General features: G+C 59.6%; 25 protein-coding genes and 3 tRNA genes. 21 read left to right on the top strand and 7 right to left on the bottom strand.

Annotated elements, in window-relative coordinates:
* Positions 1-42 precede the first annotated feature (42 nt).
* The 5 genes from AC061P_RS01630 to ccsB are packed head-to-tail and all read left to right on the top strand — an operon-like array spanning position 43 to position 4636.
* A complete protein-coding gene (locus tag AC061P_RS01630; RefSeq protein WP_449648456.1) occupies positions 43-678 on the top strand; it encodes a histidine phosphatase family protein in 636 nt (211 codons plus the stop codon).
* Entirely contained in the window at positions 675-1265 is a 591-nt protein-coding gene (locus AC061P_RS01635) for a TlpA family protein disulfide reductase (protein ID WP_449648455.1), read from the top strand. The genes AC061P_RS01630 and AC061P_RS01635 overlap by 4 nt, the downstream gene beginning before the upstream one ends.
* Complete coding sequence (locus AC061P_RS01640) at positions 1265-2008, top strand: cytochrome c biogenesis CcdA family protein (protein WP_449648454.1); 744 nt, start codon at positions 1265-1267, stop codon at positions 2006-2008. Before AC061P_RS01635 ends, AC061P_RS01640 begins: the two co-directional genes overlap by 1 nt.
* Before the next feature lie 4 nt (positions 2009-2012).
* On the top strand, positions 2013-3620 hold the full coding sequence (gene resB, locus AC061P_RS01645) for a cytochrome c biogenesis protein ResB (RefSeq protein ID WP_480391640.1): 1608 nt from the start codon (positions 2013-2015) through the stop codon (positions 3618-3620).
* Entirely contained in the window at positions 3617-4636 is a 1020-nt protein-coding gene (gene ccsB, locus AC061P_RS01650; RefSeq protein WP_449648452.1) for a c-type cytochrome biogenesis protein CcsB, read from the top strand. Before resB ends, ccsB begins: the two co-directional genes overlap by 4 nt.
* 105 nt (positions 4637-4741) lie before the next feature.
* On the opposite strand, the gene AC061P_RS01655 is transcribed toward ccsB, so the two are convergent.
* Both AC061P_RS01655 and AC061P_RS01660 read right to left on the bottom strand, forming a co-directional pair.
* Positions 4742-5356: a hypothetical protein gene (locus tag AC061P_RS01655; RefSeq protein WP_480391641.1), complete on the bottom strand. Its 615-nt coding sequence runs from the start codon at positions 5354-5356 to the stop codon at positions 4742-4744.
* Between the two features lie 54 nt (positions 5357-5410).
* Complete coding sequence (locus tag AC061P_RS01660; RefSeq protein WP_449648450.1) at positions 5411-6400, bottom strand: o-succinylbenzoate synthase; 990 nt, start codon at positions 6398-6400, stop codon at positions 5411-5413.
* A gap of 42 nt (positions 6401-6442) precedes the next feature.
* Here AC061P_RS01660 and AC061P_RS01665 point away from each other — a divergent pair, with 42 nt between their 5' ends.
* The 4 genes from AC061P_RS01665 to AC061P_RS01680 all read left to right on the top strand — a co-directional run bounded on the left by AC061P_RS01665 (position 6443) and on the right by AC061P_RS01680 (position 10054).
* Positions 6443-6859 (top strand): 1,4-dihydroxy-6-naphthoate synthase, encoded by a 417-nt coding sequence (locus AC061P_RS01665; RefSeq protein WP_449648449.1) that lies wholly within the window; start codon positions 6443-6445, stop codon positions 6857-6859.
* A gap of 9 nt (positions 6860-6868) precedes the next feature.
* Positions 6869-7828 (top strand): 1,4-dihydroxy-2-naphthoyl-CoA synthase, encoded by a 960-nt coding sequence (locus AC061P_RS01670; protein ID WP_449648448.1) that lies wholly within the window; start codon positions 6869-6871, stop codon positions 7826-7828.
* Between the two features lie 96 nt (positions 7829-7924).
* Positions 7925-9034 (top strand): AMP-binding protein, encoded by a 1110-nt coding sequence (locus AC061P_RS01675; protein WP_480391642.1) that lies wholly within the window; start codon positions 7925-7927, stop codon positions 9032-9034.
* 9 nt (positions 9035-9043) lie between these two features.
* The gene (locus tag AC061P_RS01680; RefSeq protein WP_449648446.1) at positions 9044-10054 is read left to right on the top strand and encodes a 1,4-dihydroxy-2-naphthoate polyprenyltransferase; all 1011 of its coding nucleotides are present in this window, start codon (positions 9044-9046) and stop codon (positions 10052-10054) included.
* Here the strand turns inward: AC061P_RS01680 and AC061P_RS01685 are convergent.
* Positions 10037-10315: a DUF4229 domain-containing protein gene (locus AC061P_RS01685; protein ID WP_449648445.1), complete on the bottom strand. Its 279-nt coding sequence runs from the start codon at positions 10313-10315 to the stop codon at positions 10037-10039. The genes AC061P_RS01680 and AC061P_RS01685 overlap by 18 nt on opposite strands.
* A 54-nt stretch (positions 10316-10369) precedes the next feature.
* Here AC061P_RS01685 and AC061P_RS01690 point away from each other — a divergent pair, with 54 nt between their 5' ends.
* From AC061P_RS01690 to AC061P_RS01700, 3 genes are read left to right on the top strand one after another with little or no spacing between them, the layout of a single operon-like run.
* A complete protein-coding gene (locus AC061P_RS01690) occupies positions 10370-10702 on the top strand; it encodes a PLD nuclease N-terminal domain-containing protein (protein WP_480391643.1) in 333 nt (110 codons plus the stop codon).
* Positions 10683-12398 carry a 2-succinyl-5-enolpyruvyl-6-hydroxy-3-cyclohexene-1-carboxylic-acid synthase gene (gene menD, locus AC061P_RS01695; protein ID WP_449648443.1) on the top strand — a complete coding sequence of 572 codons (1716 nt, stop codon included), beginning with the start codon at positions 10683-10685 and terminating at the stop codon, positions 12396-12398. Before AC061P_RS01690 ends, menD begins: the two co-directional genes overlap by 20 nt.
* Positions 12399-12423: 25 nt before the next feature.
* Complete coding sequence (locus tag AC061P_RS01700) at positions 12424-13248, top strand: polyphosphate kinase 2 family protein (RefSeq protein ID WP_449648442.1); 825 nt, start codon at positions 12424-12426, stop codon at positions 13246-13248.
* A gap of 34 nt (positions 13249-13282) precedes the next feature.
* On the opposite strand, the gene AC061P_RS01705 is transcribed toward AC061P_RS01700, so the two are convergent.
* A complete protein-coding gene (locus AC061P_RS01705; protein WP_480391644.1) occupies positions 13283-14536 on the bottom strand; it encodes an isochorismate synthase in 1254 nt (417 codons plus the stop codon).
* 128 nt (positions 14537-14664) lie between these two features.
* On the opposite strand from AC061P_RS01705, the gene ubiE reads away from it, so the two are divergent.
* From ubiE to AC061P_RS01720, 3 genes are read left to right on the top strand one after another with little or no spacing between them, the layout of a single operon-like run.
* Positions 14665-15447, top strand: coding sequence for a bifunctional demethylmenaquinone methyltransferase/2-methoxy-6-polyprenyl-1,4-benzoquinol methylase UbiE (gene ubiE / locus AC061P_RS01710; RefSeq protein ID WP_480391645.1), 783 nt, complete (start codon positions 14665-14667; stop codon positions 15445-15447).
* Positions 15448-15473: 26 nt separating this feature from the next.
* A complete protein-coding gene (locus AC061P_RS01715) occupies positions 15474-16550 on the top strand; it encodes a polyprenyl synthetase family protein (RefSeq protein WP_449648439.1) in 1077 nt (358 codons plus the stop codon).
* Between the two features lie 54 nt (positions 16551-16604).
* The gene (locus AC061P_RS01720) at positions 16605-17963 is read left to right on the top strand and encodes an FAD-dependent oxidoreductase (RefSeq protein WP_449648438.1); all 1359 of its coding nucleotides are present in this window, start codon (positions 16605-16607) and stop codon (positions 17961-17963) included.
* Between the two features lie 64 nt (positions 17964-18027).
* Here AC061P_RS01720 and cls read toward each other — a convergent pair whose 3' ends face one another.
* Genes cls through AC061P_RS01735 form a run of 3 tightly spaced genes read right to left on the bottom strand, consistent with a single transcriptional unit; the run spans position 18028 to position 21283 of the window.
* On the bottom strand, positions 18028-19503 hold the full coding sequence (gene cls / locus AC061P_RS01725; protein ID WP_449648437.1) for a cardiolipin synthase: 1476 nt from the start codon (positions 19501-19503) through the stop codon (positions 18028-18030).
* Positions 19504-19533: 30 nt separating this feature from the next.
* Positions 19534-20778, bottom strand: coding sequence for a cation:proton antiporter (locus AC061P_RS01730; RefSeq protein ID WP_449648436.1), 1245 nt, complete (start codon positions 20776-20778; stop codon positions 19534-19536).
* A 16-nt stretch (positions 20779-20794) separates the two neighbouring features.
* The gene (locus AC061P_RS01735) at positions 20795-21283 is read right to left on the bottom strand and encodes a YajQ family cyclic di-GMP-binding protein (protein ID WP_449648435.1); all 489 of its coding nucleotides are present in this window, start codon (positions 21281-21283) and stop codon (positions 20795-20797) included.
* Between the two features lie 134 nt (positions 21284-21417).
* Here AC061P_RS01735 and AC061P_RS01740 point away from each other — a divergent pair.
* The 6 genes from AC061P_RS01740 to AC061P_RS01765 all read left to right on the top strand — a co-directional run bounded on the left by AC061P_RS01740 (position 21418) and on the right by AC061P_RS01765 (position 25786).
* Positions 21418-21502 (top strand) — tRNA-Tyr (locus AC061P_RS01740).
* 127 nt (positions 21503-21629) lie between these two features.
* Positions 21630-22430, top strand: a complete 801-nt coding sequence (locus tag AC061P_RS01745; protein ID WP_449648434.1) for an inositol monophosphatase family protein — start codon at positions 21630-21632, stop codon at positions 22428-22430.
* Positions 22431-22686: 256 nt separating this feature from the next.
* Entirely contained in the window at positions 22687-23616 is a 930-nt protein-coding gene (locus tag AC061P_RS01750; protein ID WP_480391646.1) for a M23 family metallopeptidase, read from the top strand.
* Between the two features lie 99 nt (positions 23617-23715).
* A tRNA-Thr gene (locus AC061P_RS01755) sits at positions 23716-23787 on the top strand.
* A gap of 25 nt (positions 23788-23812) precedes the next feature.
* Positions 23813-23886: transfer RNA gene (locus AC061P_RS01760), tRNA-Met, on the top strand.
* Between the two features lie 331 nt (positions 23887-24217).
* Complete coding sequence (locus AC061P_RS01765; RefSeq protein WP_480392151.1) at positions 24218-25786, top strand: type I restriction-modification system subunit M; 1569 nt, start codon at positions 24218-24220, stop codon at positions 25784-25786.
* The last annotated feature ends 6 nt before the right edge of the window (positions 25787-25792 follow it).

The raw sequence follows: 25792 nt of genomic DNA on the forward strand, positions 1-25792 counted from the left end.
GCGAGGGAAAGTGCGAACAGCAGCAGACGTAGACTGAATGACGTGCCAGCTGACCTCATCCATCTCGTCCGCCATGGTGAAGTGCACAATCCTGACCACATTCTCTATGGCCGCCTCCCCGGGTATCACCTCAGTGAACTCGGACACACAATGGCGGATGTCGCCGCCGCTAGTCTGGCCGACCGGCCCCTCACGGCGCTCTACGCGAGCCCCCTGCAGCGCGCCCAAGAATCAGCGCAGCCGTGGTCCCAGCGCTACAACCTTCCGATTGTCACCGAAGAGCGCATCGTGGAGCCATACAACTGGTTCGAGGGCAGCCAGTTCCGTTTTCCTCACGTTCTCGGCAATCCGCGGGCGTGGCCACAATTGATCAACCCCCTGAAGCCCAGTTGGGGCGAAGCCTTTCTCAGCGTTGAAGCACGGATGCTCGAAGCCGTTGACGCCGCCTGGTCTGCCGCGGATGGCGGCGAGATCGTCATGGTTAGCCACCAAATGCCGATCGTGATGGTTGCCCGCTCGGTGAAGAAGATGCGACTAGCGCACGACCCGCGCCGCCGTCGCTGCACGCTGTCGAGCATCACAACCCTTGCCCGCGAGGGTGACGAGTTCGTCGAGGTTGACTATCAGGAACCTGCGGGAGAATTGCTCGCAGCATCCACCGATCTAGGAGCAGTGTGAACCGCCGTCTCATCGCCGCAGTTGTGGCGGCCCTCGCCCTTGTCACGGTGTCGTGCTCGACCCCCAACGAATCGCTCGCGGACCAATATCAGAACGGTTCAGAAGAGGGCTACATTTCTGGCGACGGTTCGACGGTCGAGATTCCGGCAAGCGACCGCGATGAACCCATCACCTATCAGGCAACGCTAGACAATGGCGAAATGGTGTCAAGTGATGACTTCGCTGGTTCTGTTTATGTCGTCAATTTTTGGTACGCCGGATGCCCGCCGTGCCGACTCGAAGCGCCTGACCTTGCGGCGCTGAGTGTCGAATATCCTGACGTGCCTTTCCTCGGCGTGAATGTCTCGGATACCGCGGAAAACTCTCGGACTTTTGCCACAGAATTCGGCATTCCTTACCCTTCAGTTCTCGACGCGAAGACCGCGGGCGTGCAATTGGCGTTCGCTGGCTCGGTGCCCCCTAACGCAGTGCCGACCACGCTCGTGGTCGATCGCGATGGGCGAGTTGCTGCACGCATTAGCGGACTTGTCCGTGACCCGAGCATCCTTGCGGCGATGATGGACTCCGTCATCGCCGAGGACCAGTAGTGTCGAGCCCGATCGGGGAGCTCGTTCTCGGCGGCAACCTCCTTGTCGTGATTCCGATCGCATTGCTCGCTGGCTTGGTGTCGTTTGCGTCGCCATGCGTTTTGCCTCTTGTGCCGGGATATCTCGGCTATATCGGAGGCTTCACGAGCGCAGAAGAGAAGGGCAGCACGAAGCGACTTGTTCTCGGAGTCGGACTCTTCATCCTCGGTTTCACTGTCGTGTTCGTCGCCTTTACGGTTCTGTTTGGCACGGCGGGGCTGCTGTTGCGACCCTGGCTCGATCTCATTACCCGCATCGCCGGGGCACTCGTCATTGTGATGGGGCTTGTGTTCATTGGGCAGGTCACTTTTGCCCAACGTACGATTCGCCCGCAACTGAAGGTCGCTACTGGCCTAGCGGGTGCGCCATTGCTCGGTATCGTCTTCGCTCTCGGCTGGACGCCCTGTGTTGGCCCGACCTTGATCGCCGTCGGCAGCATGGTTCTCGATGGGGGAGACCCGGGCCGCGCGGCGATTGTTGGTGTCGCCTACAGTCTCGGGCTCGGCATCCCGTTCCTGCTTGTCGCCCTCGGTTTGAATTGGGCAACGAGTTCGGTGACCTGGATGCGCCGCCACATCCGCATAATTAACTTGGTCGGCGGAGGATTGCTCGTGCTGATCGGAATACTCATGGTCACCGGTGTGTGGCGCGCAATCGTGACAAGTTTGGGGGCGGTGATCGGTGGCTTCGACACACTCCTCTGATTCTGTGACCGGTGGTGACGCAACGCGTCCCAGTGACCACATGGATGCGCCAGATCCGCAGCAGAGCAAAATTCAGCAGCCCCGGCTGGGGCCCAGCGGCTATGCGCGCTTCTTTTGGCGACAGCTCACGAGCATGCGCACCGCACTGTTCTTGCTCTTGCTACTTGCGGTTGCGGCGATACCGGGTTCGCTCGTGCCTCAGGTTAGCTCTGACCCAAACGGAGTTATTGCCTATCGCCGTAACTACCCAGACACCGCGGCGATTCTCGATTTCTTTCAGGTCTTCACCACCTACACCTCGGTGTGGTTCTCGGCGATCTACCTACTGCTGTTCATCTCGCTAATTGGCTGTGTGCTGCCGCGAACGAAGCACCACTTCGATGCGCTTCGTGCACGACCGCCCAAGACACCGGCGCGCCTTTCACGCCTTGAGGGCTTTACGACGCGCACGACTGATGCGGATGCGGCTACCGTCGTCGAGTCCGCTCGGCGCCTCTTGCGCTCGCAGCGCTACCGCACAGAACTCTATGGCGATTCGGTCAGTGCCGAACGGGGTTACCTGCGTGAGACCGGCAACCTTGTCTTCCATTCCGCTCTCGTCGGAGTGCTTCTTGCGGTTGGACTCGGTGGCGGCTTCGGTTACACGGGTCAGCGCGTCGTTGTTGAGGGCTATGCGTTCAGCAATTCGCTCGCGAGCTACGACTCGTTCAACCCCGGTCGCTTCTTCACGGATGAAGCACTCGAGCCTTTCAGCGTGGCACTGGACTCCTTCGAGCCTGTCTACGAGCAGACGAATCGTGACGCGCTCGGGCAGGCAATCGACTTCACAGCGAATGTGACAACCACGATGCGCGGGCAAAGCTCCGAAACGGCACGGATCAAAGTCAATGAGCCATTGAACGTTGGTGGAACAAACATCTATCTTCTCGGCAACGGCTATGCGCCAGTGCTCACCGTGCGAGATGCCGACGACGTAGTGGTCTGGTCTCAGCCCACTGCGTGCCTTCCCTTTGACGCCAACCTGGGCAGCACGTGCGTGATCAAGATTCCGGATGGCCTCGATCAGCAGATCGGAATGCTCGGCTTCCTTTACCCAACGACCGGCACGCTCAGCTCGGGCGCTCTTGTCTCGGTGTATCCCGACCTCGTTGCCCCCACGCTCACCCTCGAGGTGTACCAGGGCGATCTGGGGCTCGACAACGGGCAGGGAACCAACGCTTACGCGCTCAATACTGACTCTCTTGATCAGATTGCTGGACGAACCTCAGACGCAGAAACCCTTCGCCTGACTCCGGGAGATCGGGCAGAGCTGCCCAACGGGCTTGGCAGCGTAGAACTCGCGAGCATCCCCCGCTTTGCGTCCCTCGACGTGCACCACGATCCTTCGCAATTGCCGGTGCTGATCTTTGCCATTCTGGTAATCGCTGGCCTCGTAACAAGCCTGTTTATTCCGCGTCGCCGCATGTGGGTTTCCGCCACAACCGACGCCTCCGGCACGACAACAATTGAATATGCGGCTCTGGCGCGGGGAGACGATCCCAACCTTGAGTCGTCGGTGACAGAATTTGCGGAGAAACATTCTCAGCAACTGACGGTTAGGGTGGATTCGTGACTGAGACCTTCGTGTCGTATTCGCTGATTGCGGTTTATTCAGCGATGGCGATCTATACCCTCGCGTTCGTAATGTTCGCTGTCGATTTGGCACGCCGCTCGGCAGAGTCGAGCGATGCTTCTGCAGCGGCGGCGACCGGGCTGACTTCAACCTCCGCCAGCCGTGTTGGCGTCATGGCAGCGTCGAAAGCTTTCGCAACTGGTGGCGGCACAGCGACGCTGACCCGCGACGATGCCCCACGATCAGGCAGTGAAGCTGCCCGACCCGCATCGCCCAAGTATCTGCGCCTCGCCATGGCACTCACCGTTATTGCGTGGGTGCTGCACGTTGGTGCTGTGGTGTTCCGTGGCGTTGCCGCCAACCGGGTGCCGTGGGCCAACATGTTTGAGTTCACCCTCACCGCTACTGCCCTCATCGTCGGCGTTTTCCTGTTGGTGCAGTTCTGGCAAGACCTCCGCTTCTTGGGCTCATTCATCACCGGCTTCTCGCTGATTGCACTCGGCGTGGGAACCTCAAGCTTCTATGTGGATGTCGTGCCACTGCCGCCAGCATTGCAATCGGCCTGGTTGGTCATCCACGTCTTCGTTGCCAGCTTGAGCACCGGCGTATTTGCGCTCGCTGCTGGTCTCTCGATCGTTCAGCTCATGCAGGCTCGTCGTGAAGCGGGCAAGGCGCTCAAGTTGCGGTTCCTCGACACTCTTCCAGCGGCAGATCGTCTCGAAACGTTGGCGTACCGGCTCACTGTTGTCGGCTTCGTCATGTGGACGTTTACTCTCATTGCCGGCGCTGTGTGGGCCGAGCGTGCATGGGGTCGTTACTGGGGCTGGGACACCAAAGAGGTCTGGACCTTCATCATCTGGACCATCTACGCGGGTTACATTCACGCGAGAGCGACTCGAGGATGGCGTGGCTCACGTTCAGCTTGGCTCGCCATTGTTGGCTTCACTGCGATCGTCTTCAACTTCACGATCGTCAACCTGTTCTTCAAAGGCCTGCACGCCTACTCAGGTCTGTAGGCGCACCGCCTCGCTCGATGGAGCGAAGTAATAACGCTGGGGCCGCACCGAGCAGCACCCCAGCGTTAGCTAGTGTGAGAGCCTTGGGGCTCTGGTGACCCCGAGCTAGCTGGCCGGGGTGAGAGTGATCGGCACGCGCGGATTTCCGTCGCCCGTATCGAATTGGATGATCGGCCCGTCGTCACCGCACTCGTACGGTGCAGAATTGATGGGCGCGCTCGAAAGGAACTCGCCGAACAAATCGGTTCCGTCCATCGTGATCCCCGAGACTGTCACCGACACCGCGACGGCGCTGACGTCATGCGACGTGCTGATTTCCGTTTCCGTAGCCGTGTAGTCACCGGTCACGTTTCCGGTAATGCTGCCAGTGCCATCAGCCCCCGCAACCTGCACGAGGATGGCGAACTCTGGGGTGTAGACATAGCCAGTGTCAGAAAAGGAGAGCCCCGTGCCGCCCTCAACAGAAATGTCGACATTGTCGTTCGACTCGCTCACAGCCGAATAAAACGCCTGCATCTGGTCCTGTTCGATGTACCAGTCACCGATTAGACACGCTGGAGCACTCGCTGACTCCTCTTCGACAGGCGCAGCGACGCTGGCTTCCTCTTCAGTCTCGGTGTCCGTCGTGGCTGCTTCTGGCGCTGTGCACGCACTCACCGCGCCGATACTCATCAGGCTCAGGGCGACAATCGCGAGCATCCGACGCGACTCTGTACTCATTTTTGCTCCTCGGCGGTGGGCTGACCGTGCCAAGCATAGTGAGCACTCCGATCGCTACTGTGAGTAGTTTTTACCTAGTGCGTAGCAGCGCTCGAGCCGCGACATCCACCACTGAGTACGCTCGGGGTTGGCAGCCCAGCGGGTAAGGAGTGCCTCCTCGGCATCCACGCGTCGCACTTCAATGCGACCGGCCCGGGCACGCAATGGTGACGACGTGACATCTGCCGCCAACAGGGATGCCGTAGCGAGACCGCAGTCGTATTCAAGGGTGTCAAGCGCGGCTGCCAGATGGGCTCCCATCGCGAGCCCCACTGACGTTTCGAGGGCGCTAGAAACCACAATGGGGAGTCCGGCTTCTGAAGCGACGCTGAGTGCGCGAGAAATGCCTCCAGAAGGCTGCGCCTTGACGACAAGCAAGTCGGCGGCACCGGCACGAGCCACCGCAAGTGGATCTTCAGCTTTGCGCACACTCTCATCCGCAGCCACCGGGATTCCCATGTAGGCGATGCGGCCGCGCAACTCGCCGAGCTCCTCAACAGACGCGCAGGGCTGTTCCACATACTCAAGGTCGAACTTTGCGAGTGCATGAACAGCACGCTCAGCCTCATCGACCGTCCACGCCCCATTCGCGTCGATGCGAATGCGACCTTCTGGTCCCATCACGCGACGCACTTCGGCTACGCGTGCCACATCATCCGCGAGCGTGTGCCCCGGTTCGGCGACCTTCACCTTGGCAGTTCGGCAGCCGTCGAAGCGCTCGAGAACCGCTTCGACCAGTTCCGCGTCAACCGCGGGAACCGTCGCATTGACAAAAATATGGTCGCGGAGCAGCGGCGGAGTCTCATTCCACGCGTAATCAATCGCGGCCAAGAGCCACGTGCTCGCCTCCGCGTCGTCGTACTCCACGAACGGGGAGAACTCGGCCCAACCCTGGGGCCCGCGAAAGAGCAGCGCTTCACGCTGATCGATACCGCGAAAACGCGAAGTCATCGGAAGGGACACCACACGTGCGGTGTCGAGAATTTCGTTCACTGTGGGGAACATGTCTCTAGTCTGACAAGTTCTCGCGTCGGTTAGGGTAATTGCGTGACTAATCCGGGAGATATCGAGCGCATCGCGACCAAAGTTGTGCCGTATTACGTCGTGGGCGTTGTTGAAGAAGAACCCGAAATTTCGAGCGAACCTCCCGAGCCAGACAACGTTGACGACAGCTATCTGGTGCGGCCCAAACGCCCAACCTGGCTTGGTTTCGTCGCCGCCGCATTAGGGCTTGCCACTCTCGTACTCCTCATCGTCGCAATGGTCATGAGCATCCAAGGCAGCCTTGTCGCCGGAACCTGGCTCAGCTACAGCACGATCATCGTGTCGATCTTTGGCATCATTACCGCGGTTATCAGCCTCATTCTTGGTTACCAGCGTCGTTGGGCAGCCTTTGGGCTCGCCATGGCCATCCTCGCCAATCCGCTCGCACTTCTCACGGTATTTCGCTTCTTCGGTAGCTAGGGTGGAGCCATGGCGCTGGTTTCAGAAATTTTTGACGAAAAGTTGTGGCGATCAGTCGCTGGATTCGATGACCTTACGGATATCACCTATCACCACGATGTGACGGGAACGATCGCGCGTATCGCCTTCGATCGCCCAGAGGTGCGCAACGCATTCCGCCCGCACACCGTCGATGAGCTCTACCAAACGCTCGATGACGTGCGTCAGAATCCGCGCATCGGCGTCGTGCTGCTCACCGGCAATGGACCAAGCGAAAAAGATGGCGGCTGGGCGTTCTGTTCCGGCGGCGACCAGCGCATTCGTGGTCGCGCGGGCTATGAGTACGAGGGTCAAGAGGGGGCAACGAACCCCGCCGCCGCTGGAGAGGTTTCTGAGGAGGATGCTGCTGCCGCGGCAGGAAAGCGCCGAGCCGCCGCAGGCCGCCTCCACATTCTCGAAGTGCAGCGCCTCATCCGCTTCATGCCGAAGGTGGTTATCGCCGTTGTTCCCGGCTGGGCTGCCGGAGGAGGCCACTCACTTCACGTCGTCTGCGACCTCACCATTGCCAGCGCCGAACATGCCCGCTTCAAGCAGACGGATGTCGACGTCGGCTCGTTCGACGCCGGCTACGGCAGTGCATACTTCGCCCGCCAGGTCGGCCAAAAGTTTGCCAGAGAAGTCTTCTTCTTGGCCCGCGAGTACGACGCTCAACGTGCCCTCGATGCGGGAGCGATCAACGCCGCAGTGCCGCACGCCGAGCTTGAAGCGACCGCCTACGAATGGGCACAAACGATCATGACCAAGTCGCCCACCGCCATCAGAATGGTGAAATTCGCCCTCAACGCTGTTGACGACGGACTCGTCGGCCAACAAGTTTTTGCGGGAGAAGCCACCCGATTGGCCTACGGAACGGATGAAGCCGTCGAAGGCCGTGACTCGTTCTTGGAAAAGCGAGCCCCCGACTGGTCGCCATTCCCCTGGCAGTACTAACGACGCACAACAGCCGAGTCAACGCCGACTCTGCGACCCGACGCACTCGAGCGAAGACGCACGGGAGCACAGCAACGACACCCTGGAGACAACACCGTGACACGAGAACTCTGGTCAATTGATGCGCGCGACCCCCGCAAAGTGTGGGCTGCCCTAGTGCCAGCACTCGAAGGAACGGGGGCTGCGATTCTGCCGCACCCTGCCTCCCCCTCTGGACTGCCAGAGACAGTGCCCGAGAACGTTGCGGTCGTCGTAGAGACAAGCGGATCGACCGGCCGACCCAAGCGCGTGATGCTCAGTGCTGCCGCGCTGAAGGCGAGTGCTGAGGCATCCGATGGCCTACTTGGCGGCCCTGGACAGTGGCTGCTTGCCGTGCCAGCTCACTACATCGCAGGAATCAATGTTCTTGCGCGTTCGCACTTTGCGGGAACCGTGCCGGTGATGATGAAGCCAACAGGATTCTCTGCCGAAGCTTTTGTGGCTGCCGCCGCTGAACTCACCGCCCAGCGCCGATTCACCTCCCTCGTTCCCGTGCAGTTGGCGCGACTGCTCGAATCAGAAGAAGCCATTGCGGCCCTCGCGAGCTTCCAGCGGATTTTGGTTGGTGGCCAGTCAACTCCGATCTCGTTGCTCACCGCAGCCCGTGCTCACGGTCTCGCAGTGACAACAACCTACGGCTCAAGCGAAACCAGCGGTGGTTGTGTGTGGGACGGCGTTCCGTTGCCCACCGCACAAATGAGGCTGGTGGATGATCGCATTGAACTTGCTGGCCCCATGCTTGCCGATGGCTATCTTGACGATCCTCGCCGCAGCGCATTCTCGTTCCGGGTGCACGACGGCATCCGCTGGTATCGCACCGATGATGTCGGCGAAATTGTCAACGGAGTGCTGCGAGTTCGTGGCCGCGCTGACGACATGATCATTTCCGGGGGAGTGAAAGTATCGCTCACCGAGGTCGAGACTGCCGTTCGCGCGTTGCCGGGTCAGAGTGCAGCCGTTGTGGTTGCCGCACCGCATCCGGAATGGGGCGAATCGCCAGTGGTCATAACGACGACAGCAATTGATCTGGATGCCCTGCGACAGTCAGTTGCCGCGCAACTTTCAGCGGCAGCGGCGCCAGCCCGGGTGATGCTTATCGATGAGATTCCGATGCTCGCAACGGGAAAACCCGACCGGCTGGCCTTAGCGTCAGTCGTGCTTAAGTAGAATCCCACCGTGGCCTCTCCTAAACAGCAACGCATCGACCCGAAGACCGTCGCGCCGAAATCGAGCTCCAAATCGGCGAAAAACACGAGCGGTCGCCCCGGCGGTCGCCCGCCAAAAGCGCCCAAAATTGCCAAGGCAACCGCACGCGACTGGATTGGCGGCGCACGACTGCAAACGTTGCCGCTCGCGTTCGCACCCGTAGCGCTCGGAACAGCAGCCGCCTACGTTTTGCCCCACGAAGAGGATGGTGCCGGCTGGCACTGGCTGCGGGCACTGCTGTGCCTGATCGTTGCCGTTTCGCTCCAGATTGGCGTGAACTTCGCCAACGATTACTCCGACGGTGTTCGCGGAACCGACAAGAACCGCGTAGGGCCTCGACGCCTCACCGGCTCCGGCGCTGCACGCCCCCGTGCCGTCATCACGGTCGCGTTCGTCTGGTTCGGTATTGCTGCAATCGCCGGACTCATCATCGTGATTCGCAGCGAACACTGGTGGCTTCTCGCTGTCGGAGCCCTCGCGATTCTCGCCGCCTACTTCTACACCGGCGGAAAACGACCCTACGGCTACCTCGGTCTCGGTGAAGTATTCGTCTTCATCTTCTTCGGGCTTGTTGCCACGGCAGGAACCACCTACGTGCTCGCAGACACTGTGACACTTGAGTCGTGGTTGGCGGCCGTCGCCGTCGGTCTGTTCGCCGTTGCCACTCTGATGGTCAACAACATCCGAGACATTGACCAAGACAAAATCGCGGGCAAGCGCACCCTCGCCGTGCTCATCGGCAACATGCCATCGCGCATCTTCTACGTTGTGGCGATGCTCGTGCCGTTCGGCATCCTGGGCATCTACACGCTGCTCTACGTCAACGCCTATCTGGTGTACTTCGTGCTGCTCGTCGCGCTGCCAGCCTGCGTCATCGTGCTGACAGCAAAGACGGCATCCGAATTGATACTGGCACTGCGCCTCACCGGGCTCACCGCGTTGCTGTTCGGGTTGGGACTAGCCTCAGCGATCGCTTTCTAGACCGCTGCTCTCGGCACCGAGGTCTGCTGCGGCATCTTCAGCATCGCGGTCGGGGTCGTGGCTTGGGCCAGCGCGTCGCGCCACAATATCGAGGGCAACGGCATCGCGAAGCTTGCCAAAGAAGATATACGAGATCGTGAATCCGAGGATCGCGGCGATGAGGGCCGAGAGCCACCAATCGACGCTCGCGACCATCAGCAGCGCAAAGACTGCCGCGAAGATTCCGAGCCGCAAGAGTGAGTAGATGATCCAAGGTTTCACGCCAACAGTCTAGGCTCGCATCCCGCACGCAGCCTGCGAGCGTAGAATGGGCATATGCCTCGTCTACTGGTAGTTCTTGCTTTCGCGCTCGTCGCGGTGGACGTGTTCGCAATTGTCGATGTAATCCTTACCGATCGCAGTCGCGTTCGCGCAATGCCCAAGGTGTTGTGGATTCTCGTGATCGCACTTCTTCCCGTTATCGGAGTCGTGTTGTGGTTCATGCTCGGCAAGGCACGTAGTGCAACCGCTGGCCGCACCCGCACGCTAGCGCCAGACGACGATCCCGATTTCTTGCGCAACATGCGCCTCAAAGAAGAACAAGATGAACGCATCCGCCGCCTCGAACAGGAACTAGCAGATCTCGACGATGACGATAAGACCAACTAACTCTCCGGCCACTAATTTCTCGGTAGCCCTTCTCGAAGAGTTCGTTCGTCTCGGCGTTCGAGACATCGTACTGAGCCCTGGTTCGCGCTCGCAGGCGATTGCGCTTGCTGCCGCCGAATTCGAGAAACAGGGACTACTGCGCTTACGCGTGCGCATTGATGAACGTGTCGGTGCTTTTCTTGCACTGGGGCTTGCTGTCGAAACTGGTGCCCCCGTGCTCGTGGTAACGACGTCAGGCACGGCGGTCGCCAACCTGCACCCCGCCGTTCTTGAGGCGCACCACTCTGCGGTCCCGCTCATCATTATTAGTGCTGACCGCCCCGATTCTCTGCGGGGCATTGGCTCCAACCAGACGACGCAACAACCGGGTATTTTCGGTAGCGCCGTGCACCACACGTGGGATGTCGAAGCACCGACCGGTGCCGCAGGCGAGATGGATGCTGCGACACAACTCGCGCGCGATGCTGTCGCCGCCGTTAATGGCCCCGTGCATCTCAACCTCTCCTTCGATGAACCGCTCTCGGCACCCTTCACCTGGTATCCCAGTGATGATGCCGTAGCGCCAGAGCCTGCCAGCACCCGCGAACCTGTTTTTCCTGACCTCTTCAGCGACCTCGATCCCGTCGTGGAAACGACTACGCAGCGATCACCCGGCGCCCCAACGACAGCAGCACTCAGCCCGGCCCCAGCGACTGTCGTGATCGCCGGAACCGGTGCTGGCCCACGAGCTGAGCAGGTTGCCCGCGAACTAGGCGCGCCCCTCATCGCTGAAGTTTCCAGTGGAGCGCACTTCGGCCCCAACCTTGTTGTCGCCTACCGCGAGCTACTCAACACCGCCAACTTCGGTGACCGAGTGGCGCGCGTTATCGTCTTTGGGCACCCGACGTTGAGTCGCGAGATTCCGGCGCTGATTCAGCGTGCCGGAGTTCAGACCATTGTGGTGCGGCATCCGTCTGCCGATGACTACAATCCCGGTCGTTGTGTTCGACTCTTCGTCGACGAGGTCTCTGTCTCTGGCGAAGCTACCGACAGGGCTTGGCTCGGCCGTTGGGTCACCTCGAGCCGTCAGCTTCTCGAGACCGAAAGCATCGCTCCCGATATTGATGCGGATGCTCGAACCCATGCCAAGTCAGAGCTTGCGATCGTGCGCACGCCCGTCGACCGGCGGATGCTCGCCGACGCCGTCTGGCGGGCAACTTGGCCTCACGACCGACTTGTTCTTGGGGCGTCGCGGCTGATCCGCGAGGTGGACCGCGTGGTTCCTGGCAAGAAGATCTCTGTGCACGCGAATCGTGGGCTTGCCGGAATTGATGGAACGATTTCTACGGCTCTCGGCATTGCACTGGCTAGTCAGGCCGAACCCGGGAACGAGGGAGTTACGCGTGTTCTTCTCGGAGATCTCGCAATCTTCCATGATGTCGGTGCTCTCATGTTTGGCATGGGGGAGCCACGGCCACGCATCCAGGTCATCGTTGGCAACGACGACGGTGGCACGATCTTCGATGTGCTCGAAGTCGCGAGCCAGGCAGGCGACAGCTTCGACCGGGTGTTGTTGACACAACAGAATGCTTCGATCGAAGCCCTTGCTGTGGCGTACGGCTGGCGCTACGTGTCGGCGACCACACGCGGCGAACTTGATCAGGCTCTCTCCGCGCATCCCGAACCCACCATCATCGAGGTTCCTCTTAGCCGCTAGCGGTGTGCCGGGTAATCTTGGGCGTATGAGCACACTCACGCCTGTTTCCCCCGTTTTTGAGCTAGCGAGCATCGACCCATCTTCGACTCCCGGGTTCGACGGCGACAAGAAGGATGCAGAAAAGAAGCTCGAAAAGAATGCCGAGCACCTCGCTGAGTTGCAAGAGCGCCTCTTCGCCGAGAGCAAGTTCGGTGGTCAACGGCGAGTGCTTCTGGTGCTTCAGGCGATGGATACGGCGGGCAAGGGCGGAATCCTGCGTCACGTCATTGGCGGGGTTGACCCGCAGGGCGTGCAGATTCACGCGTTCAAAGCTCCCACTGACGAGGAGAAGTCTCACGACTTTCTGTGGCGCATCCGAAATGAATTGCCCAGTGCGGGCAACATCGGTGTTTTTGATCGCTCGCACTATGAGGATGTACTGATTCACCGAGTGCGCGGATTCTCCACCCCGGAGGTCGTAGAAGAGCGTTACGGGATCATCGAAGAGTTTGAAAACGAACTTGTTGCCAACGGCACGACACTCATCAAAGTCATGTTGCACATCAGTGCCGACGAGCAGAAAGAGCGCCTGCAAGAGCGACTCGATCGGCCGGAGAAGCATTGGAAGTACAACCCTGGTGATGTGGATGAGCGACTGCTGTGGTCGGAGTATCAGGAGGCGTACGAGATTGCGATCCGGCGCACGACGACGGAAAGCGCACCGTGGTACGTCGTGCCGGCAAATCACAAATGGTTTGCACGTTTGGCTGTGCAACAGCTGTTGCTTGACGCCCTAGAGCGGCTCGATCCGCAATGGCCAAGCGCTGACTACGACGTTGAGGCCGAGAAGGATCGCTTGGCGGCAAGCTAGGAGCTCTCGTGCGAGCTGCGGTCGTTGACGTGGTTTAGCCGAATGCCTCAACGATGGGACGGAATTTGAGTTCCGTTTCGGCGAACTCCTTCTTCGGATCGGAGCCGGCAACAATGCCTGCTCCGGCATACGCGGTAATGCGGGCACCATCTACTTGCGCACAGCGCAATGCGACCGCCCATTCACCGTTGCCGTGGGAATCGACCCAGCCGACCGGGCCGGCATAACGACCGCGATCAAAGCTCTCGAGTTCGCCGATGATCCGGATCGCGTCTGGCGTAGGGGTGCCAGCCACTGCGGCTGTCGGGTGCAGAATCTCGATCAGGTCGAGTGCACTCGATTGCTCAGTTAGCTGCCCCTCGATGTCGGTCGCGAGATGCCACAGGTTGGGAAGTTGCAGCGCGAAAGGGGTGGATGCCGCAAATAGTTCGCTGCTCAACGGCTGTAGGGCATCCATGACGCTGGCAAGCGCGAGCGCATGTTCTTTCTGATCTTTGGGTGATCCCGAGAGGGTCGCTGCGGCTCGCCCATCGGAGATTCGGTCGTCGCCGCGCGCTGCGCTGCCCGCGAGGACGCGGGCGCTGACCGTGCCGTTGTGCACGCGAACGAGTGTTTCTGGGCTGGAGCCGATGAGTCCGTCGACGGCGAAGGTGAAGGTGTCTGGATAGCGCTTGGCGAGGGCTTCGAGGGGAACTCGTAGATCTGTTGCGGCGGGAAGGGTTGCGATCTGGTCGCGGGCGATCACGATCTTGGCTGCGTGACCTTGGGAGATTTCGCGCAGGGCTGCTCTGACGGTGCTGATGAAGCTCTTGGCGCTCGTCTCGCCCGGGGTGAACGAGATGCGTACTGGTTCTCCGTGAGGCGTACTGGGAATCGTGGCAAGAACATCGGTGCTGCTGGGAAGCCCTCCGCCTTCTCCAACGGTGATCGAGGTGACCCATTCGATGCCGCCTCGGCTTCCGATGATGATCCGCGGAATGATGAGAACGCTTGTGGCCGTCGATGAATCGGCGAAGGCGAAGCTTCCAAGCGCGACGAGGCCAGTGCCTGCCCGTTTGACGCTGTCATGAACAATCGCGGTGCGAGATAACTCAGCCCAGGTTTCTGCGGCTTGGGTGAATCGGTCTTTGCCACGGAATTCGAGACGTAGGAGTTCGCCGACGCCCACGATTCCTTCACCGTCACGAACGAAGGCGAGGGGAAAGTCGGGAGCTACCCAATCGAGGATGTCGCCGATCGCCGCACTGGGGCGCGTAACAACTGTCAGTGGTTCGCGCGGGTTAGTCATCGTCTGCGTCTCGCTGGGTGCCGGGAACGGGCTGCTCTGGAGCCCAATAGTGCCTCACAAGTATCAGAGTACCTGTCAGTTGAGGCGCAGGAAGTGAGCATCCGCTCTGAGCGCCCTAGACTAAAGGGGTGGGTAAGGCTGACATGAATAAGCGACCGGACGACGTGGCCGGCATGTTCGATGGTGTCGCAAAACATTACGACCGCACAAACACTGTTTTGTCGGCCGGAAACGCAGTACTTTGGCGGGCTGCCACAGTGCGAGCAGTTGCGCCAGAGCCGGGTGAACGCATTCTCGACATTGCTTCAGGCACCGGCACTAGCTCGGCGGCGCTGCATCGCAATGGCGCCAGAGTTGTCGGACTCGACTTTTCCACAGGCATGGTCGAACAGGCGCGCAAGCGTCACAAGAAGATCGAGTTCATTCAGGGCGACGCTGAAAAGCTACCGTTCGGCGATAACGAATTCGATGCTGTGACGATCAGTTTTGGCCTGCGTAACGTGAATGATCCCCGCATTGCGCTCTCGGAGATGTTCCGCGTGCTTAAGCCGGGTGGGCGTCTCGTCATCACCGAATTCTCTAAGCCACCCGTTGCCATCATCCGTGCCGGGTACTTCACGTACTTGAACCGAGTGATGCCGATCATTGCCGATCGCTCGAGTTCCAACCCTGAGGCGTACACCTACCTCGCGGAGTCGATTCGCGAATGGCCAGATCAGGGAGAACTGAGCCAGTGGATTCGGGCTGCGGGATTCACTAGGGTTGCCTACCGCAACCTCACCGCGGGCATCGTTGCGATGCACCGCGGCCACAAACCTGTTGATGAAACGGTTCTCGCGTCGGTTGCCAAGCGCAAAGACCTTGCCACCCGGCCCATCAAGACCATCAAAAACGCCAAACCGAAGCCGTAGCGCTTCGCCAAAGAAATCGGTTGATAGTGAACCCGAGCGTTCCGTCTGCTCGCCGCAGCAATACTCTGAGTTCCTCATTGGGCCTGGGAGAGAAGCTCTTCGCCTCGAGCGATGAGCGTCGGTTTGCTGCCGCCATCGAAGAGGGGCTTGAGCAGGTCGAAGCTGGCTTGCTCTCCCACATGAAATTCGCTGATGAGATTGCGGATGCCACGAGCCGCTACTTGCTCGAAGCTGGCGGCAAACGCGTGCGTCCTGTGCTCACTCTGCTCACAGCCCAATTGGGCACTGGCAACAATCCCGATGTTGTTACGGCGGCTCAGGCAGTAGAGATTACTCACTTGGCCTCGCTCTATCACGACGATGTGATGGATGAAGCGCAATTGCGCCGCGGAGTGCCGAGCGCCCAAAGCGTGTGGGGCAACTCGGTTGCTATTCTCACCGGTGATCTCCTGTTTGCGCGGGCGAGCAAGCTTGTGGCCGGAATGGGCGAGCAAGCGCTCCTGCTGCAGGCGAATACTTTTGAGCGACTTTGCCTGGGGCAGTTGCATGAGACGCTTGGCCCGAAGCCGGGAGAGAACGCTGTCGATCATTACCTTCAGGTTCTGGCTGACAAGACGGGTTCGCTCATTGCTACCGCTGCCGAAGTTGGTGTGATGTTCTCGAATGCTCCTGAGGAGTACACGGCTCCTGTGCGTAACTTTGGCGAAAAGATTGGTGTCGCTTTTCAGCTCATCGACGACGTCATCGATCTTTCTGCTGAGACGGGTAAGACCGGCAAGAAGGCGGGAACTGACCTGCGCAGTGGAGTTGCAACGCTCCCGCTGTTGTACCTTCGTGAGCTCGCCATAACCAATAGAGAAGCCGCTGACTTGCTCACTCGAATCGAACGTGACGTCAACGCAAACTTCTATGGCGAGGGTGACGATGCTGCACTCGATTCCGCGGTGACCGAACTGCGAGAGCACTCGGTGACGAAGAAGACTCTGGATGAAGCTCGTCGGTGGGGCCGCGAAGCAGTAGAAGCACTCGCACCTTTGCCTGACGGTCCTGTAAAGAAGGCCCTGACGCGCTTTGCCGACAGCGTCGTCGAACGCTCAAACTAGAACGCCACACTCGCCCGCGCCCGGGCGCACCGAGATGAACGGAAACTACAGCACATGAGCAAGCTCAGACTCGCCATTGTTGGTGCAGGCCCCGCCGGAATTTATGCGGCAGACATCCTGCTGAAGGCTGAACGCCAATTTGAGGTCTCCATCGACCTGTTCGAGCAACTCCCGGCGCCGTATGGACTTGTGCGCTACGGTGTTGCCCCCGATCATCCGCGCATCAAGGGCATCGTCAATGCGCTGCGCGACGTGCTCGACACTGGCAACATTCGCCTCTTCGGCAACGTCACTTATGGCCGCGACATCACACTTGACGACCTCAAGAAGCACTACAACGCTGTCATCTTCTCTACGGGTGCTGTTCGGGATGCCCCACTTCCGATTCCCGGAATCGATCTGCCGGGCAGCCACGGCGCCGCCGACTTCGTCAGCTGGTACGACGGTCACCCCGATGTTTCTCGAGAGTGGACCCTCGATGCGAAAGAGACCGCGGTCATCGGCAACGGAAACGTCGCCCTCGACGTCGCCAGAATACTCGCTAAGCACGCGGATGACTTACTGCCGACCGAGATCCCCGCCAACGTGTATGACGGCCTCAAATCGAGTCCAGTGACCGACGTGCACGTCTTTGGGCGTCGCGGCCCGATGCAAGTAAAGTTCACCCCGCTTGAGCTCCGCGAACTCGGAGAACTCGACGACGTTGACCTGATTGTTTACGAAGAAGACTTCGACTATGACGAAGCATCGAAAGCGGCCATCGAGTCAAACAAACAAATCATGGTACTCGACCGCATTTTCACGAAGTGGCGCAGTGAAGAAAAAGGCAACGCCTCACGTCGTCTGCACTTGCACTTCTACGCCGGGCCCGTTGAAGTGCTTGGCACCGACCGTGTTGAGGGTTTCCGTTACGAGCGCACCACGCCAGACGGGCAGGGCGGCGTTGTCGGCACCGGCGAGTTCCGTGAGGTCGCGGTGCAAAGCCTCTACCGCGCTGTTGGCTACTTCGGGTCGGCACTCGACGGCATCCCATTCGATGACCACCGCGGAGTCATCCCCAACCGCGAAGGTCAAGTCATCGACGACAACGACGAGCCAGTTCACGGCGTCTATGCGACTGGCTGGATCAAGCGCGGCCCCGTCGGACTCATCGGCCACACCAAGTCAGACGCGATGGAAACCATCAAGCACGTCATGAACGACCAAGCCAACTGGTGGAGCCCCGAGCAACCAGACGAGCAGGCGGTCGTCGAACTCCTGAAGAGCCGTGACGTCGACTACACCAACCTGCAGGGCTGGCAGCTGCTGGATGCTCGCGAAATCGCTCTGGGAGAGCCCGAGGGTCGGGCGCGCATCAAGCTCGTTGACCGCGACGACATGATCGCCGCGTCGAAAGCCACCGACGCGAACTAGTTCGACCTGTTTCCGCTCGTGGTGCTCCTGCTTGGCAGTGCCGCTGCTTGGCGGTGCCGCGGTGTTACTGAACGGCGGCGGTAAGGCGCGCGATGTTGTCGAGTACCTTCGACCGCCGTGGGCGCTTCATCCACTCGTCGAGGGTAAGTTCTCGGCTGACGCTTCGATACTGGGCTTCAAGTTCGCGCATGTCTTCGATGAACTCTGCTCCGCGCACCATGACCGAAATTTCGAGGTTGAGGCTAAACGAGCGCATGTCCATGTTGCTTGATCCGATCACTGCGACCTGATCGTCAATCGTGAAGTGCTTGGCGTGCAGCACGGTCGGGGTGGGGAACAGCCAAATCCTTACACCCGCGCGAAGCAACGTCTCGTAGTAGCTGCGTTGCGCGTGATAAACGAGCGCCTGATCTCCAACTTCTGAAACGAAGAGCTGCACATCGAGCCCGCTCTGCGCCGCCGTCGTAATGGCATAGAGCATCGAGTCATCTGGCACGAAATAGGGGCTCGTGATGATGACACGTTCTTGAGCTGCGTAGAGCAACGAATTGAAGAGGCGCAGATTGTTTTCACCCTCAAACCCTGGCCCGCTCGGCACGACTTGCGCGTCGAGGTCTGCGTTGGTGGCGATCGACGGGGTTTGAGCACTCTCTCGAACGAGGAGCTCATCAGTTTCGCTGTACCAATCGGTAATGAAGAGTGAGTGGATGCCGGCAACGATGGGTCCCTCAAAGCGCACCATGAGGTCTTTCCAGGTGAGGCCACGCTTCTTATTGACGCGCTTGTTGTAAGTGGCATCCACCATGTTCTGTGAACCGGTGAAAGCCAGCTTGCCATCGACGATGAGGATCTTGCGGTGATTGCGCAGGTCGGGGCGCTGAAACTTCCACTTGAGCGGTTGAACTGGCAGCATCACGTGCCATTGCACGCCCATTTTTTTGAGACGGCGGATGGTAGTGAAATAGCCGGGGGCGCGAAGCGAAGCGATGTGATCGAGCAGAACCCGAACCCGCACGCCGCGCATATGGGCCGCTTCAAGCGCATCAAAGAATGGCGCCGTCGTGGAGTCGAGGCTGAGAATGTAGAACTCAACGTGCACATAATTGGTGGCGTCGTTGACTGCCGCGGTCATGGCATCCAGCGACTCTTGGTATTCGGAGTAGAGCTTTGCCGAATTGCCACCAACAAGGGGCATTGCGCCAAGGGTGCGGTTGAGTTCGACGACAGGCTCAAGCCAGGGCGGCCACGGCTGATCGCGCCGCACCTGATCCATGCCCTCAGTGGTCTCGATGATGAACTTGTTGATCTCAATCTGCTTGTCGCGGCGCCCCTTGGGCAACTTGCGACTGCCCAACATGAGGAAGAGCAGGATACCGACGTAGGGGATGAAGAAGATTGCCAGCAACCAGGCCATCGCCGTTTGCGGTCGCCGATTGCGGGGCACGTAGATCAGCGAGAGCACGCGAACGGTGAAGTCGATCAAGATGAGAACACCAGCAATTACTGCAGTGAAATTGATGGTTATTCCGCCGACGTCCATGGCTCGAAGTCTAGCGATTTACGGAGACGGTTATCCGCTCGCGCTGCCAGCACCGGTGCCGGTGTCAACACCGTTGCCATTGCTGAGCGGCGGCCCCTGCCAGGCCGGAGTTTCGTCTGCCCGGGTGAAGGATCGGGCGACTACAACGTCCGTGGAGGAATGGGCAATGATCGACAGCGCAATGGTGAGCGCGACGAGATGGAAAATGAGGTCGCCCTCGGGAATGCCAGCGGTAACAACTACGAGAACGTAGACCACTGACGCGAAGCCCTTGGGGCCGAACCACATGGCGGCCAGTTGTTCCCGCATCGAGAGCCCGGAGCCGAGGAACGAAATGTAGAGCGCTGCGGGTCGAGCGGCGATGAGCGCGAGGATCGCAAACACCCAACCAGTCCACTCGATCTCGCCAAGAAACTTGAACGACAGCAGGGCGCCGAAAATCATGAGGGCAAGCAACTTGAGAAGTTCAGAGATGATCTCTCCGAATTCTTCGAAAGCTTCACGCTCCTTCTGACCGACCGTTGCGACAGTAACCCCAGCAGCAAAGGCTGCCAAGAAGAGGTTGGCGTGCAGCGTGGTTGAGAGCGCGAAGACGAGTAGGCCGATCGCGATGGGTACGAGAGGTTCGAAGACTCCAGCGGTCGCGAAGAGGCGGGTGTGGAGCGCTTTGATGACGAGCCACGGTATGGCGATTCCGATGAGCGTGCCGATAACCAGTTCGATACCGAGTTCACCAAGGTGCAGCTCTTCCGATCCGGAACTGACTGCGAGAAAGACGATAACGAATGGCAGAGCGAGACCATCATTCACCCCCGATTCCACATTGAGCAGTTGTCGTAGGCGTTGCGGAACCCGCTTATCGCCGACAAGAGCTGCCGCGAAGACGGGGTCGGTCGGCGCAAGAATCGCACCAATCAGCAGCGCGGCAGGCCAGTCGAGCCCAACGAGATAGTGCGCAAGCACCGCGGTGATGCCGAGGGTCAGGGGCAGTCCCCAACCGAGAGCGCGACCGGGAAGCCGCCAGGCCTTACGCAGGTCGGCCCACCCCATCTTCATGCCATCCGTGAAGAGCACCACAAAGAGGGCAATCTCGGCGATTGTCGAAACTTCTTCTGAACCCGAATCGAAACTCAGGATGCCCGTCGTCTCAGAGCCGATCACAAAGCCGACAATCAGGAACAAGACAGCCGCAGAAAGGATGGTCCGGCCAGCGAGGGCCGAAAAGAGCACAGCAACGAGCAGAGTTGCCGCAAAAATCAGCAGGAAGAGGTCCACGCTGCTGGGGGAGGAGCTAGCGGAAGTTCACGAACTGGAGGGCAACTTCGAGGTCTTTGCCTTTCAGCAGCGCCATTGTCGCCTGAAGGTCATCGCGGCTCTTGGACTGCACCCGCAGTTCGTCGCCCTGAATTTGAGACTTCACCGTCTTGGGCGCCTCGTCGCGGATGACTTTCGCGATCTTCTTGGCGTCCTCAGAGGAGATTCCGTTCTTCAAACTGATTTCGATGCGGTACTCCTTGCCGCTGGCGAAGGGTTCACCCGCATCTAGACTGCGCAGCGAAATGCCGCGCTTGATGAACTTGGCCTCGAGGACTTCGAGAACCGCCTTCACGCGCTCTTCGGAGCTTGCCTTCAACAGGAGGCTCTCGCCGGTCCAGTCAACCGAAGCGCCAACGCCCTTGAAGTCATACCGCTGAGCAAGCTCCTTTTGTGCCTGGTTGACGGCGTTTTCCGCCTCCATTTGGTCAACTTTGCTCACAATGTCAAACGAAGAATCAGCCATACACCCATGCTACCCGCGCAGCGCGCAGAACTCCCATCGCTAGTTTTTGGCGATGTGGTCACGCGGCGCTCGGATTCCTTGTATTCTGGTTCAGCGCGTTCGGTCAGATGAATACATGTGGCCGGAGGCGTCTCGGCGAGTTACCCAAGTGGCCAAAGGGATCTGACTGTAAATCAGACTGCATCGCATTCGGGGGTTCGAATCCCTCACTCGCCACCACTTACTGCATCACCTGCGGGTTACCCCACCGCGGCGGCGCTGCGTTGTGCTTTCGCGATGGTGAGCTGAGGCATCCGCTGTCCTCTCACCGACAGTCGCGCATGCTGGCGCGCCCTAGGCTTAATGCATGTCCAACACTGAACTTCTAGACCTTGCCACTCGCATCGCAACACAGGCCGCTGATCTTGTCGCCCAGCGTCGCCGCGAGGGTGTTGCTGTTGCCGACCGCAAGTCGTCGTCAGTGGATGTCGTAACTCACGCAGATCGCGAGAGTGAGCAACTCATTCGCAGCCTGATTGCTGAAGCACGACCCGACGACAGTTTCTTTGGTGAAGAAAGCGAAGCATCCACCGGCACGAGTGGGCTGACGTGGGTTGTCGACCCCATTGATGGAACGGTGAACTACCTATACGGGGTTCCGCACTACGCCGTGAGCATTGCCGTGGTCGAGGGCGAAGCAAACCCTGCAACCTGGCGTGCGCTCGCTGGTGCCGTAGTGAATCCTGGTGCTCGCGAAACGTACACCGCTAGCGTCGGAGGAGGCGCGTTTCTGAATGGTGAGCGACTGCAGGTTGCCGAGCCAGTAGACCTCTCTCAAGCGCTTGTGGCCACAGGATTTTCGTATCTTGAGAAGACCCGCGTCGAGCAGGGCCGGGTCATTGCCCAACTGATTCCCCGGGTGCGAGACATTCGCCGAATGGGCACCGCGTCACTAGACCTCTGCATGGTCGCATCGGGGCGCGTGAACGCGTACTTCGAGAGAAGCCTGCGCCCGTGGGACCACGCGGCAGGAGCGCTCATCGCTCACGAGGCCGGAGCGACAGTGAAAGGTTGGGGAAAAAACGCCGGTGGCGAGGACTTTATCTTGGCGGCACACCCCGATGTTGCGGCGCTTCTGGAAGCAGAACTAGCGCAATTGGACGACTAGGTAGACCACTTGAAAAGGGGGTGGCGAGTAGACCACTTGCACGCTAGCCTTTACGAATCTGTTGCCTGCGTACAACCCGTACGTGCGTAGGCGAATACCCGAATTATGCATTCACACCTAGCAAGTGAATCGCGTGGAGGAGAAGAATGTCACTGACGAGCATCCGTGCCGCAGTGACATTCTCCTCACGTGAAATGGAGCTCAGCAAGTGAGCTTCGACACTTCGTTCCCACAGCAACCGGGAACAGGGGACAGCATGCCCCTTACTCGCAGAGAAATGCGTGAGCGCGAACGAGCAGCGCAATCCCGTCCGTCGAAGCACAGCACGCAGCAGCCGGTGGAGGCGCCGGCAGCGGCGCCGGCAGCACCCGTGATTGCGACAGCGCCTCGGGTACGAAAAGCACGTCCGTCGAAGGTCAAGTCGAAGCGAATTCGGGTTTCTCCGGCAACTTTCTCCGCCAGCGGACCCCCGCAGCGCCGAGGTAAGGCGCTCGCATCTAGGGCGCTCTCGTCAGTTGCGATGTTGTTCGCTGGTGCGCTCCTGGTTGGGGTGTCGGTGCCGTCGAATGCCTTTGTCAGCTCAGGCGATAGTGCGATTGCGTCAGTCGCGCCCGCCGATGTTTCGGATATCGCTGCCGGAGCTCCAACACCGCAGTCGTTGGCCGTTTCGGATCAGGTCGTCAACGATCTTGCTCAACACGATGACTTGAAGGTCATCTCCTATGCCGAAGTTCTTGCCATTCAGTACGCAGGGGTCAGCTACGAATACCGCGCAACTGCCGGGGCTATTCGTTGGCCGTTCCCCTATGAGGTTCCCATCACAGACGGATTTGGTTACCGTTCCAGCGGATTCCACAAGGGCACCGACTTCGCTGCAGCCTACGGAACCCCGATCTATGCCATTGCTGATGGTGTGGTCAGCTATATCCAGGCCGACTATTCCGGCTACGGCTATCACGCCATCATCAGTCACATCGTGAACGGCCAACAGGTCGATACCCTCTACGCCCACATGGTGACCGATTCGAGCCCATTGGTCGTCGGCGATCCCGTAAACGTCGGCGATTTCGTCGGCCTTGTTGGTGCTACCGGGATTTCGTACGGAGCCCACTTGCACCTTGAGATTCACCTCGACAAGGTTCCGGTCGACCCGTATGCGTGGCTCTCCACAAATGCCGTCAACTAATCTTCTGTAGCGACCAATTTTCGGCCAAAACCGTACTTTGGGGCCCTAAACGGGTGCTAGTCTCTTACGGTGCCAATCGCGCGATATGCGCTTTTGTGTGCCCCCTTAGCTCATTGGTAGAGCACTTCCTTGGTAAGGAAGAGGTAATGGGTCCGATTCCCATAGGGGGCTCGCTCATCCAATAATTGGATGATGCGGCTGAGTAGCTCAGTTGGTGAGAGCGCACGACTCATAATCGTGAGGTCGCGGGTTCGAATCCCGCCTCAGCTACAGTTTGTTGTCCTAGGGATTCTGGTGTCCCTTAGTTGTCGCTGGCCTTCCAGTGGGCGCTCTCGTGAAGTGCGCTGAAGTCGCGTTGTCGAAGCTCGCCTATGATCTGCGCCCAATCGGGCCTCAGTCGCAGCCGCTGCAGGCCGTCGGCCCGACATTCACCCGAACTGGGTGCCTATCAACATCGGGGGTCAGCGGTAGCCTGAGAGAGCGCACCGTGGACATAGCCGCTAGTGCGTTGCTGTTGAGGAGACATGGAACGAATGGCGCGAGTTACCACACGTGAAAACCGCAGGTCACCCAACGTTTGTTCGTGGGCGGTGTCGCGCTAATGGCAACCACAACCAAAGAATCGCAACGCGCTGAACTGCACAAGACGATCTGGCGTATTGCCAACGACTTGCGGGGCAGCGTCGACGGGTGGGACTTCAAAAGCTACGTGCTCGGGATGCTCTTCTACCGCTTCATCTCAGAGAACCTCACCGCCTACGTCAACGCCGGAGAGCGCAAGGCAGGCACCGCAGACTTCGATTACCGGACACTGAGCGACGCTGATGCCGAATTCGGACGCCAGGAGACGGTCTCGGAAAAGGGTTTCTACATCCTCCCGAGCGAGCTTTTCGCCAACGTTCAGCAGCGAGCGCAGCAGGACGAGAATCTCAACGAGACACTGCACGCCGTCTTCCGCAACATTGAGGGTTCGGCGGTCGGCACCGACAGCGAGGACGACTTGAAGGGCCTCTTCCACGATCTCGACGTGAACAGTCCGAAGCTGGGCCAGACGGTCGCGAAGCGCAACGAGAAGCTGGTGAAGCTGCTCGACGCGATCGGTGATCTGCCACTGGGCAACTTCGACGACAACACGATCGACCTGTTCGGTGATGCCTACGAGTACCTAATGCAGATGTATGCATCGAGCGCCGGGAAGTCGGGTGGCGAGTACTACACGCCGCAAGAGGTGTCGGAGCTGCTAGCTCGCATCACCGTCGTCGGTAAGACCGAAGTGAACAAGGTCTACGATCCCGCCGTTGGCTCCGGATCGCTGTTGTTGAAGTTCGCAAAGGTGCTCGGCAAAGAGAACGTGCGCCAAGGCTTCTACGGTCAAGAGATTAACCTGACCACCTACAACCTGGCGCGCATCAACATGTTCCTGCACGACGTCAACTACGAGAAGTTCAACCTCGCCCACGGCGACACCTTGACCGACCCGGCCCACTGGGGCGACGAACCGTTTGAGGCGATCGTCTCGAACCCGCCGTATTCGATCAAGTGGGACGGCGACGCCAACCCCCTGCTCATTAACGACCCGCGTTTTGCCCCGGCGGGTGTACTGGCGCCGAAGTCAAAGGCCGACCTCGCATTCACGATGCACATTCTGTCGTGGCTGGCGGTCAACGGCACCGCGGCGATCGTTGAGTTCCCTGGCGTGCTGTACCGCGGCGGCGCCGAGGCGAAGATCCGAAAGTACCTGATCGATAACAACTACGTGGATGCGGTCATCCAGCTACCGCCCGACCTGTTCTTCGGCACCACGATCGCCACTTGCATCATCGTGTTGAAGAAGTCGAAGACCGACAACTCGGTGCTGTTCATCGATGCCTCAGCAGAGTTCAGCCGCGGCGGCAACAAGAACAAACTCGCGGTGGCTAACCAGAGCAAGATTCTAGATGCCTTCACCACCCGAGTCGACGCCGAGCACTTCGCGAAGCTGGTCCCCAACGGCGACCTCGCCGATAACGGGTACAACATCGCCGTGTCATCGTATGTGGCGCAGGAAGATACCCGCGAGGTGGTCGACATCACGGAGTTGAACGCCGAGATCGAGCGCATCGTGGCGCGGCAGGCGGAGTTGCGCACGGCGATCGACGAGATCGTTGCGAATTTGGAAACAGGCTCGTGAGCAGAC

Source organism: Rhodoglobus sp. G.S.4, assembly GCF_056619605.1.